6 protein-coding genes, 1 tRNA gene, 2 rRNA genes and 2 pseudogenes are annotated in these 11,377 nt (G+C 54.5%); 6 read left to right on the forward strand and 5 right to left on the reverse strand.

Annotated features, from left to right (window positions below; translation table 11 throughout):
* Window positions 1–435 precede the first annotated feature (435 nt).
* The 4 genes from DMZ65_RS18605 to DMZ65_RS18620 all read left to right on the forward strand — a co-directional run bounded on the left by DMZ65_RS18605 (window position 436) and on the right by DMZ65_RS18620 (window position 4,598).
* A 23S ribosomal RNA gene (locus DMZ65_RS18605) occupies window positions 436–3,267 on the forward strand.
* A gap of 182 nt (window positions 3,268–3,449) precedes the next feature.
* Window positions 3,450–3,564 (forward strand): 5S ribosomal RNA (gene rrf / locus DMZ65_RS18610).
* Window positions 3,565–3,641: 77 nt separating this feature from the next.
* Window positions 3,642–3,718: transfer RNA gene (locus DMZ65_RS18615), tRNA-Met, on the forward strand.
* Between the two features lie 157 nt (window positions 3,719–3,875).
* On the forward strand, window positions 3,876–4,598 hold the full coding sequence (locus tag DMZ65_RS18620) for a hypothetical protein (RefSeq protein WP_116600228.1): 723 nt from the start codon (window positions 3,876–3,878) through the stop codon (window positions 4,596–4,598).
* A gap of 421 nt (window positions 4,599–5,019) precedes the next feature.
* On the opposite strand, the gene DMZ65_RS18625 is transcribed toward DMZ65_RS18620, so the two are convergent.
* Window positions 5,020–6,291 (reverse strand): PKD domain-containing protein, encoded by a 1,272-nt coding sequence (locus tag DMZ65_RS18625; protein WP_116600229.1) that lies wholly within the window; start codon window positions 6,289–6,291, stop codon window positions 5,020–5,022.
* Window positions 6,292–6,440: 149 nt separating this feature from the next.
* On the opposite strand from DMZ65_RS18625, the gene DMZ65_RS19580 reads away from it, so the two are divergent.
* The gene (locus tag DMZ65_RS19580; protein ID WP_157960690.1) at window positions 6,441–6,770 is read left to right on the forward strand and encodes a hypothetical protein; all 330 of its coding nucleotides are present in this window, start codon (window positions 6,441–6,443) and stop codon (window positions 6,768–6,770) included.
* Between the two features lie 1,115 nt (window positions 6,771–7,885).
* Here the strand turns inward: DMZ65_RS19580 and DMZ65_RS18635 are convergent.
* From DMZ65_RS18635 to DMZ65_RS18650, 4 genes and pseudogenes are all read right to left on the reverse strand, one after another.
* Window positions 7,886–9,595: a leucine-rich repeat domain-containing protein gene (locus DMZ65_RS18635; RefSeq protein ID WP_116600231.1), complete on the reverse strand. Its 1,710-nt coding sequence runs from the start codon at window positions 9,593–9,595 to the stop codon at window positions 7,886–7,888.
* 425 nt (window positions 9,596–10,020) lie between these two features.
* Complete coding sequence (locus DMZ65_RS20100; protein WP_332871585.1) at window positions 10,021–10,152, reverse strand: hypothetical protein; 132 nt, start codon at window positions 10,150–10,152, stop codon at window positions 10,021–10,023.
* A 22-nt stretch (window positions 10,153–10,174) separates the two neighbouring features.
* Complete coding sequence (locus DMZ65_RS18645; protein ID WP_116600233.1) at window positions 10,175–10,426, reverse strand: hypothetical protein; 252 nt, start codon at window positions 10,424–10,426, stop codon at window positions 10,175–10,177.
* A pseudogene (locus tag DMZ65_RS18650) lies at window positions 10,426–10,812 on the reverse strand (YcbK family protein); the annotation flags it as partial. The pseudogene DMZ65_RS18650 and the gene DMZ65_RS18645, both read right to left, overlap by 1 nt.
* A 74-nt stretch (window positions 10,813–10,886) precedes the next feature.
* On the opposite strand from DMZ65_RS18650, the pseudogene DMZ65_RS18655 reads away from it, so the two are divergent.
* A pseudogene (locus tag DMZ65_RS18655) lies at window positions 10,887–11,377 on the forward strand (transposase); the annotation flags it as partial.

Raw genomic sequence — 11,377 nt, forward strand, 5'->3', positions numbered from 1 at the left:
CCGTCCAATCGGACGAATTGACATCGTATAGAGAGATACAAATCAACATTGCTTGATCGCCCGGAGTAGCGGGATGATCTCAGTTGGTTCTGTAGTCGCCACGTGACCGTAAGGTGACGGGGTTGCGTCCTCAAGTAGCCGCAAGGCGGTAGGACACATGAATGACTATGGAAGGCGTGAAACTGGTCTAGCCGGCCGGATGAGCGTAGCCCTTCTGAAACGAGCAAAGTTGTCCAAGTCAAGTACACTAACCAGGTTCGATCCGCACGGATTGAACCATGTCTGGCGCAAGCCAGGCGGGAAAGTATGCTTTTGTTTCAGAAGTAAAGGCCCATACGTTACCAGCGTGGGCCGCGATAGACCGCGTGTTGCCTCGTCGTGCTCAAGTAGCCGAAGGCGGTAGCACATCAAAACGGCCTGTCTTCTTCTGGATCAAATCAAGCGCGAGAAGGGCGTTTGGTGAATGCCTTGGCAGTAAGAGGCGATGAAGGACGTGATACTCTGCGATAAGTCATGGGGAGCTGAGAATAAGCTTTGATCCATGAATTTCCGAATGGGGCAACCCACCTGACAGTTTGTTATTGTTACCCTTCGGGGTGGTCAATAATGAGCTGAAACAGGTACTTATAGACTGAATACATAGGTTTATAAGAGCAAACCCGGGGAACTGAAACATCTAAGTACCCGGAGGAAAGGACATCAATAGATACTCCCCTAGTAGCGGCGAGCGAACGGGGACCAGCCGAGCCTTGAGAGTGACTAGAACATGCTGGAAAGCATGGCCATAGCGGGTGACAGCCCCGTATAGGAAGCTCGATGGGACGTATTAAGTAGGGCGGGACACGTGAAATCCTGTCTGAAGATCGGGGGACCACCCCCGAAGGCTAAGTACTCCTTACTGACCGATAGTGAACCAGTACCGTGAGGGAAAGGTGAAAAGCACCCCGACGAGGGGAGTGAAACAGTACCTGAAACCGAACGCCTACAATCAGTCGGAGCTTCCTTGCGAAGTGACGGCGTACCTTTTGTATAATGGGTCATCGACTTGGTCTATCTAGCAAGCTTAAGCCGTTAGGTGTAGGCGCAGCGAAAGCGAGTCTTAATAGGGCGCATGAGTTAGATGGATCAGACCCGAAACCGAGTGATCTAGGCATGACCAGGATGAAGGTAAGGTAACACTTACTGGAGGTCCGAACCCACACCTGTTGAAAAAGGTCGGGATGAGTTGTGCCTAGGGGTGAAAGGCCAATCAAACTCGGAGATAGCTGGTTCTCTGCGAAATCTATTTAGGTAGAGCGTCATCCGAATACCCCGGGGGGTAGAGCACTGGATGGGTAATGGGGCCCCACAGGCTTACTGATCCTAACCAAACTCCGAATACCCGGGAGTACTAGATGGCAGACACACAGCGGATGCTAACGTCCGTTGTGGAGAGGGAAACAACCCTAACCTACAGCTAAGGCCCCCAATTCATGGCTAAGTGGGAAAGCAGGTGGGACGACCAAAACAACCAGGAGGTTGGCTTAGAAGCAGCCATCCTTTAAAGATAGCGTAACAGCTCACTGGTCTAAATAAGTTGTCCTGCGGCGAAGATGTAACGGGGCTCAAGCCATGAGCCGAAGCTTAGGATGCACATAGTGCATGGTAGCAGAGCGTAGTGTGACATAGTTCCATGTCTCCTTAGCGGGTTCGCCCGCATTGGAGACGCGGAGCTTTCTGTGAAGCCGGGGCGCGAGCCATCCGGTGGAGAGATCACTAGTGAGAATGATGACATGAGTAGCGACAAAGAGTGTGAGAGACACTCTCGCCGAAAGTCCAAGGGTTCCTGCTTAAAGCTAATCTGAGCAGGGTAAGCCGACCCCTAAGGCGAGGCCGAAAGGCGTAGTCGATGGGAACCAGGTTAATATTCCTGGGCCAGATGGAAGTGACGGATCTCGAAGATTGTTCCTCCTTATCGGATTGGAGGGGCCGTTGAGAGGTCCCAGGAAATAGCTCCATCGCTAGATCGTACCCTAAACCGACACAGGTGGACTGGTAGAGAATACCAAGGCGCTTGAGAGAACTATGTTGAAGGAACTCGGCAAAATACCTCCGTAAGTTCGCGAGAAGGAGGCCCGGTTCCTAGGCAACTAGGGGCTGGGGGCACAAACCAGGGGGTGGCGACTGTTTACTAAAAACACAGGGCTCTGCGAAGTCGCAAGACGACGTATAGGGTCTGACGCCTGCCCGGTGCCTGAAGGTTAAAAGGAGATGTGAGAGCGTTGAATTGAAGCCCAGGTAAACGGCGGCCGTAACTATAACGGTCCTAAGGTAGCGAAATTCCTTGTCGGGTAAGTTCCGACCTGCACGAATGGCGTAACGACTTCCCCGCTGTCTCCAACATAGACTCAGCGAAATTGAATTGCCTGTCAAGATGCAGGCTTCCCGCGGTTAGACGGAAAGACCCCGTGCACCTTTACTACAGCTTCACACTGGCATTAGGCCGAACATGTGCAGAATAGGTGGTAGACTTTGAAGCAGGAACGCCAGTTTCTGTGGAGTCACCTTTGAGATACCACCCTTGTTCTGCTTGATGTCTAACCGCGGTCCGTTATCCGGATCCGGGACCCTGTGTGGCGGGTAGTTTGACTGGGGCGGTCGCCTCCTAAAGAGTAACGGAGGCGCGCGAAGGTTGGCTCAGAGCGGTCGGAAATCGCTCGTTGAGTGCAATGGCAGAAGCCAGCCTGACTGCGAGACTGACAAGTCGAGCAGAGTCGAAAGACGGCCATAGTGATCCGGTGGTCCCAAGTGGGAGGGCCATCGCTCAACGGATAAAAGGTACGCCGGGGATAACAGGCTGATACTGCCCAAGAGTCCATATCGACGGCAGTGTTTGGCACCTCGATGTCGGCTCATCTCATCCTGGGGCTGGAGCAGGTCCCAAGGGTACGGCTGTTCGCCGTTTAAAGAGGTACGTGAGCTGGGTTTAGAACGTCGTGAGACAGTTCGGTCCCTATCTGCCGTGGGTGTAGGATACTTGAGAGGAGTTGCCCCTAGTACGAGAGGACCGGGGTGAACGATCCACTGGTGTACCAGTTGTTCCGCCAGGAGCAGTGCTGGGTAGCTATGATCGGAAAGGATAACCGCTGAAGGCATCTAAGCGGGAAGCCCCCCTCAAAACAAGGTATCCCTGAGGGCCGAGGTAGACCACCTCGTCGATAGGCCGGAGATGTAAGCGCAGCAATGCGTTCAGTTGACCGGTACTAATTGCCCGATAGGCTTGATTTGATCCAGTAGAAGCCAGGCAAAACCAGCTTCAACGGATCGAAAGCATACACATCAAACGTGTACAGAACTTGGACAATGTTGATTTGATTCCGCCCGAATGGATGGGTGTGGGGACGCGTTATCGCTTTGCAAAACGCTGCCACCCACCGACATTCCTGCGGAACGTTCTGGTTCTTTCTCGGTTTGGTGGCCATAGCACGAGCAAAACACCCGGCTCCATTCCGAACCCGGCCGTTAAGTGCCGTCGCGCCAATGGTACTGCGTCTCAAGACGTGGGAGAGTAGGTCGCCGCCAAACCTAGAAAGAACCAGGCAAACAACATATCTCTCAATACGATCGCGTGTCAGAACAAACAACTGACCGCAACAGATTGGCGCGGGATGGAGCAGCCCGGTAGCTCGTCAGGCTCATAACCTGAAGGTCGTAGGTTCAAATCCTACTCCCGCAACCATAAATTACAATATCAAATGCTTAAAGCCCGACCTAAACAGTCGAGCTTTTGCTTGTCCGGTCTACATCAACACCACATCAACGTTTGGCGAGTCCTCCAGAAGCTTGCAGGAATTATTGCTTCTGCCCCAGCGGATGCCTCGTGGCAGGATCACGCCATGATCGAATTCCGCACCCTTTCCGATGACCATCCCGACCTTGCGCCTTCGCTGTTGCTGCGCGCTGCGCTGTTGACGCTTCAATACGCGCAGGACCACGGGGCAATCGGTTTGACCAAGACAAAGGCGTTTAAGCGCGTCTTCGTCCACTGGGCGGTCGAGCATTTTGATTGGCCCGGAAGCAGTGGGGAACAAATGTTCCGCTACAGTAAGGTCATCAACGAATACGAATTCCCGCCGCTCGAGGTGCTGCACTTCGTGTTGATCAGCTTCCGCCTGGGACGACACTTCAAAGGTGAATTCCGGCTGACCAAGCGTGGCGCTACACTGGCACAAACTCCGGGGAAGCTGTTTGCAGAACTGATCCCGTTCTTCCTTCTCGAAATTGACCACGCCTCCTACTCGCGCCTCAACGAGCGCCCGTTCGGCAAATTGGATGTCTGGATGAACGTGATCAACGTCGAGGCCCACCACGGCACCACAGAACGGACGCTATTCGCGTCGTTCTATGGCGAGGACCATTACTGGGACAACGCCGGATGGCGAGAGATGGCTGCGTTCTCATACTGCGTCTTGCGCCCGCTTGAGTGGGCGGGGTTGCTCGTCCAGACCCGTGAAGAGCGCGAGGGCAAGCATGTGCACCACGTCTTCAATACGCAGCTCTGGCGCGGCGTCCTGAAGTTGGACACCGACGACATGCTGCAGCCGGTTTCAGTTCAGTGAGGAAACCGCGTGCACTGCCGCAAGCCGACCTTCGAGACCAATGCAGCAAAGGTCAGTTTCGAGCCCAAGGTAACGGATGCTGCGTGATGCATGGATGTCCGCTATCGCGGTCGATGCAAGAACCTTCAATAACTTCTTGGGTTTTGAACGGGGTATGTGGCAGCTTCAAACAAGGTGCTTTGCGGACGTGCCAAAAAGGAGCGTTTCTGGCACTGGTGACCTGCAGCGCAGCGCGATCAACAGCAGAGCGAGGCAATTTAGCTCTCAGCGTGAAGTTACTTCTCTGTCACCCTGCGCGAAGATCCGCGCCCAGCCGCCCCTGCGGTCCAGAATGCTGACAACCGTGCCGCGCCGCCCCCCGCCAGCGCGAGGCTGGCCCAAAACACAAGCAGCCGGGTTAACGCGGTCGCGCGCCGGCGCATCACGGGCCGATCCATGTCAGGTCATAGGTGCCGACGGCAAGGCAGCGCTCGGACCCTTCCAGCAGCTTGGCGATTTTAGCCGACATGATGATTTCATGGTCCATGACCTCCTTAATCCGTGTCTCCGACAGGACTTCGGCCGTCAGGACCACCTTCTGTTTCATGGTGCCGCCGGACTTGTCCGCAACCACCGTGTCCCAAGTGTTCATCCCGCGCTGTGTCCAGTCCAGTGTCTCGGCGTGTTTCATCAGGGGGTCGGGGTGGAACGGCTTGGCGAATGTCAGGGTCTCGCGCTTTTCATCGCCGAACATGCTGGCCATGGCCTTTTCGATGCCGCTGACAATCTTGGGGGCGCAGCCTTCGGTTTCGTGGTTGACGAGGCTGATTGCCCAGGTGCCGTCCTTGGGCTGGATCGGGCCGTCGTCCACGGCGACGGCAATGCTGGCGCTGCCTTCGCGCACGCCTTCGCCGCCGATATGAACGGTCACGGTATAGGTACCCTTGGCGGGGTAGACATGGCGCCCGATCTGGTCGCCATGTCCGCCCGCGCCGCCGAAATCCCATTCATAGGTCATGTTCGGCACCGATTCGTTCTGATAGCCGGCCAGAAATCCGAACTTCTGATCCACCTTGGCGCCGTATAGATGGGTCAGGCGAATATCGCCGCAACCATCGCCCGGCGCACCGAAATCAATGCCGAGGTTCTGCATCGCATCCCGGAGCGCCGGGACAAGAGCGTCGTAATCGGCCAGCGACAGCTTGCCGCCACTGCCCGTGGGATACCGTCCGACGGTCGAGCCGCCGGTGGACGATCTGCGCGCCATCACACGTTTTTCAGGACCGACATCAATATCGGACAGCCGCGCGTTGGCGTAATACTGATGGCGCGTCAGGCCGTTATGGGTTTCGGTGGTGCGCAGGATCTCGAATGTCAGGATCTGCACCGCCTCGAACGTCTCGCGCGCCTGTTTGCGGCATTGCGCGGGATGCGTCAGCCGCCAGGCGTCGCTTGGCATCATACGCCCGTCCGGCCCGATCAGCACATGCACGGATCGCAAGTCGGCGGTATGGTCATTGCCGAAAACATAGTCTTCCGGCGACAGGCCCAGGCTGGCTGGGATGTCGGGCAGGATTTTCATGACGGCCTCCTGTGCCAGCGCCGGATTGATGTCCGATCCGTCGCTATCCTGCGCCTGCGCGAGGGCAGGCAGGAACGACAGCGCAAGCGCCATGGCAAGTGTCCGGGCCGGTTTGCGGTGTTGCTGTTTCATGGGATGCTCCTGTGATGCTGGCCGGTCGTGAGGACTTTGCGCAGCGCGGGTTCCGCGACGTTGCAGACGGGAGCAAAGACGCCGCCGGTGTGCTCCAGCGGCGGTGGCGGGATGTCCCCCGTTGACGCGCCTTTTGCGGCGATGATCGCATGGGCACCGCCCCTTCGCCCCGTCCGTTTGGAGGGGCCGCGCAAATTAAAGCGCACAGCTTGAAAAAGCGCGGCAAAATCCGCTGGTTCGGGGCGCGGTTGTATCATCTGTTTTCGGGTGTCTCACGGCGTCCATGCGTAATTGCGTATGGCGCTTTGCGTCAGTCAAAATGCGTCTTTCCGCCGGGGCTTGTCGGGCGCGGCCGTGTCCAACAAAGCAGCTATTGGGCGCAACATGGCATTGATGTGCAACAGCCTAAACAGCCCAATCAAAGCATGATGTTTTCACCAATATCGAGCGTTTTTGGAACGATCAAAGAAGCCTTTTAACGAGCTCCGTGAACGCTTATAATGTGACATAAATTAGCCTCTGACACTGAACACCACTTATGGTAGAGCCGAACATGGGACGCTTAATGTATGCGCAAGACTATCTGGATTGGAATTGCGGTTATTGGCCTAGGGCTTGGAGCTACCTCATGTTCAAGTACATCGAATCTCCTGGGCTGTTACAATCCAACTGGTTATTGCGGTGGTAGTAGTACTCCGGACCCCGATCGAATTGGTGGTCCGTCTTGGTTTCTTTGGGATGCTAATGCTGAGGAACGATTGGCATACTATCGTGAAAGCTGTTCGAGGACCGATCAGTTGACGTCTGCACGGGATGTAAAGTCATGTGCGATTAATGACATTAAGTTGGATGCACATCAGTATTGTGTTTTGTACAATTTACCTCCGACAAGGCCTAAGGATGCTGCTGAAGAGGCAGAACGAAATAGTAACTATGAGCGTTGTAAACAAGATGTTTTGGCTCAACATGGATGGTGAATTGTATTCGGTTGAAGGGCGTTCCAAAAGCCACCGTTTTGAACGCTGACAAAGGTCCGCAGTAAGGATGGAAACGTCTTTGTTGATAGGTATGATCTCACTTTATTCGCGCACCGTAAGGCACTATTCTCAAATAATTTTTCATCAGAAAATTCTCTATTTGGCGATAATTAACGCTCAGAAACTCAAGCGATTGCTCCCGCTGGAATATTAAGGCGCACGGGCAATATTGGCAGGGCTGCACAGAACGTGCCATTCCATGGGACGACTGACGACAAACTGTTTTGTCAGCATTACAGACAGAATGTTTCAAAAACGAAACGGGTTTATGTCGGAATGGGGCTATCTGAATGCTGCCCTTACAATGAGCAACGCGCCAGTGAGCAAAGATGCTCCCAAAGATCCCCATCTTAACATTATCAAAATGCTATGCCTAACCGGGTGGTAGTTTCGGTAATATGCCCATGAATCCGTAAATGGCACACTTTCGACCCAGCTTTGGAAAGAAAAGTGCCCATGAACGACCAGACAAACCAAACTTGACACGATGAACAACTTTAGCACTTCCCAGACTTCCCCATTACGCAATTCTACTGGATCTGCGATTCTATTAAATCCTATTTTTCCGAGCCTTGAATTTCCAGCCCATGGTCTATCAGGGTTTGAATCGGGGCAAGGCTGTTGATTGGAGCATTACCTATCCCAAGCAACCGCAAATTTACTAAGTTGGCCAGGGGCGATAGATCCTGAACTTCGGTGTCAGCGAGGTAAAGTGTTTGCAAAGATGTCAAATCCGCCAGACCGACAACACTTGAGATCGGCGATTGACTTAGATTCAGATACGTCAAAGAGGCGAGGTTTTTTAGAACCGATGTGTCGGCTAGGTTCGAGTCGGTCAACTGGAGCGTTTCAAGGCCGCTCATGCGTAAAAACGGCGCATAATCATCAAACGCAGCGTCAAATAATACAAGCCTGCGCAGTGCCGGAAACTGGGCGAGCGGTGCAATACTATCGGTGTTCACAGCATCCATAGTGAGGGAGTTAAGGACATTCATATCCGTCAACGCACTTAGATCATTTTTGCCATCGCCGTAGATATTCAGGGCCTCTAGCGACGTAAGCGGTGCAAGTACGCCATAATCATCCACCAGATTGGTTGTGATCGTAAGCTCGGTCAACCGCGTCAGTTTCGCCAGCGGTGAAATATCGCGAATATCCGACCCATTGACCGAAAGCTGCGTTAGCGACGACAAATTGCCGATTGTAGAAATATCAGCGTCACCGATGATGTCTATTTCAAGCGATTTAAGTGCGCCCAAACCATTTAGAAACGCGAGATCAAGACTTCGAAGGAACTCGCTCGCGCCATTGCCATGCCAGCCAGTCAATGACAGAAAACGTAACGATTTCAGACTTGATACAGGACTATAATCCATAATGCTCAAGCCGTTCAATGACAGGCTTCGTAGATTACCAAGGCTTGATAGAACGGACAGGTCGGTAACTTGCGAGCGGTTAAGGTTCAGCGTCGTCAGTCGGGGGACCTCTGCGAGCGGGCTGATATCTACAATACCTGTTCCGTAAAGATTGAGGGTCCGAAGTGCGGTTAAGTCCGCCATTGAAGGAAGGTAACTTACATTCGCTTGATACAAGCTCAGCGTCTCCAACTTGCTTAGCTCCGCAAGCGGATCAATATGGGTTATTTTGGTATTGCTCAAATCAAGGAAACTAAGCTGGGGCAGCTTCGCAAGCGTATAAATAAAACGAATTTCTGTGTTGCTGAGATCAAGATACTCAAGCCCGACTTCTGTCGACAGCGCTGAAATCTCGGATAAATCTGGAATATTGTTAAGATAAAGCACCCTACCATCATAATTTGCATTGGCCTCAAGCACCCGCTGGCGCGCGTGGTCCCCATTGGCGCGGCCAATTTCATCTGCCAGCTTTAGAATTTCGGAGCTGTAAACTGGTGCAAGAGTACAGGTATGGTGCAAGACATCCTGATGGACAAAGCCATACCGAATATCGTCCTGTTCCGGGCCACCAATAGCTATCGAATAATAGACGTAGCCTTCGGGTGTATAGGCTGGGTATAGGCTTCTGACACGCAGGTTGTTGGGTAAGGTTGCTACAGTTGGATAGTCTCTCGCACTGGGGCCGCGGCGCAAGTTGGTGAAAGGTGACTGATCGTTGCAAATATACGGGGTATCCCCTCGCTTATAAATGGCGGTTTCAGCAAATGCGGTGCCTGCGGCAAAGAACGTCAAAAACATCTGGAGGCTCACCCACAACTTCAACATTCTCGCCCCCTTGAGCTTCATTTTCATATCTATAACTGAACCGACTTTGAATCAAAAGTGATCACAACACTATCTATAACGGAACTGATCTCTGCCGGTCCGCTTTCCTAAAACGACCGTTTGTTGAACAGCTCGCCGAACCGGACATAGCCGCACTTGCAGCGAAGGACCAGAAAGTCCGCTCTGTAGATCTTGGTGTTTGGCGCAGCGAGGGTCGGTAATTGCCCTTAATCAACGGGCGATCGCAGAATAGCCAAGCACCACTCTCGATCCGCCAGAGGTGCACGATTGTGCCCATTTCCGCGCGCGACAGAGGACGAGGTCGCACGCCATCATGTCCGTGCAACTACTCGCTGCGGTTCTTTGAAACTGTGAATCCGTGAAACGGGCTGGGTGTGCCGTTGCGGTCGAGGCGTCAGGCGCTTCCCACAGGCAATTGCTCGGCCCGATCTTCACCCGCACGCCCGCGCCTGGTCGCGCAGGACGGCGTAATCGCTGAGCATCCGCACGACGAGCGCACCCTCCGGCAGAGCCGCCACCTCGGCCGCGGCGCGCACCTGGTCATTGACGCTGTAGGGCACCACGGGCGGGCATGGCACTCTTGGATCAGAACTGGCCGTCGCGCAGGCGCTGAGCCAGAGCATCGCGATCAGGAGGACGACGGCTGGCGGCTTCCAGCATCTGGCGTTGGATTTCATGTGTCTTTTCCGATGTTTGCAAACGCTCCGCCAGCCGCCCGGCACGCTCACCGACGCGTCGGAGGTTCAGCAGGAACAGGGCGATGGTGGTGGCGGCCAGAAGCAGGCCCAACGCTTTGCGGGCCAAGCCGCTTGAAAGGGTGTTGATCAGCCATCCCATCACCTCTGGCCTCGCTTCCAGTCATCGATCCGGGCGCGGATGGCAACGGCGATGCCAATCAGCGCCACGGCGATGAACACCCAGCGCAGGGTGTCGAGATAGGGCACCAGGGGCAGGATGGCGGATTGGGTCTCGGACAGGACCTCTTGAGCGACTTCGACACCGGCGGCACCGATCGTCGCCACCCCGGCCGTGCCGCCGCCCTTCAGGGTGCGGCTGTCGGCCAGAACCTCACGCGCGGGCGGCACCTCCGGCACGAAGGGCGTGGGCCGAGTGGGGAACGGCTCTCCCCAGGACCGCGCGAGACCGAGATCGATGTGCATGAAGCCCGAGCGGGGATAGGTGCCGAAGCCAAGGAAACCTACAGCGCGCGCGGCCTTGGCAAACGTGGTAATCCCCCCTAAAAATAGTGGTGTTCACAAGTAGCATTTTCTCGGCAAGATATCTGAGGAGATTTATGATGAAGAACAGACGATTTAGCGACGCACAGATCATGGCTGTTTTGAAACAGGCAGAGAGTGGCGTTCCGGTCTCTGAGCTGTGCCGCGAGCACGCAATGAGCAGCGCGAGTTTTTACAAATGGCGGGCCAAGTTTGGCGGCATGGACGCGTCCTTGATTTCTGAGATGAAGGATATGGCGGAGGAGAACCGCCGTCTCAAGCGCATGTATGCCGAGATGAGCATGCAAAACGACCTACTGAAGGAAGCGCTTGGAAAAAAGCGTTAAGGCCGTCTCATCGGCGAGAGATGGCCATGAATGCAGTTGCGCAATATGGGGTCAGCATAGCTCTGGCCTGCCGTGCGTTCGAGATCAGCGAGACCTGCTACAGATACAGCCCTGTGCTGAGCGATGAGAACGAAGAGACCGCAGATTGGCTTGAACGCTTGACGACTAACAAGCGGACCTGGGGCTTCGGCCTGTGCTTTTTGTATCTGCGCAACGTGCAGGGC

It is taken from the genome of Primorskyibacter marinus (genome assembly GCF_003313245.1).
Lineage (GTDB): Bacteria > Pseudomonadota > Alphaproteobacteria > Rhodobacterales > Rhodobacteraceae > Primorskyibacter > Primorskyibacter marinus.

Coding starts and splice junctions, on each gene's coding strand:
- DMZ65_RS18620 (WP_116600228.1), top strand. CDS start 3,876: ATGATCGAATTCCGCACCCTTTCCGATGACCATCCCGACCTTGCGCCT.
- DMZ65_RS18625 (WP_116600229.1), bottom strand. CDS start 6,291: ATGAAACAGCAACACCGCAAACCGGCCCGGACACTTGCCATGGCGCTT.
- DMZ65_RS19580 (WP_157960690.1), top strand. CDS start 6,441: ATGGGCACCGCCCCTTCGCCCCGTCCGTTTGGAGGGGCCGCGCAAATT.
- DMZ65_RS18635 (WP_116600231.1), bottom strand. CDS start 9,595: ATGAAAATGAAGCTCAAGGGGGCGAGAATGTTGAAGTTGTGGGTGAGC.
- DMZ65_RS18645 (WP_116600233.1), bottom strand. CDS start 10,426: ATGGGATGGCTGATCAACACCCTTTCAAGCGGCTTGGCCCGCAAAGCG.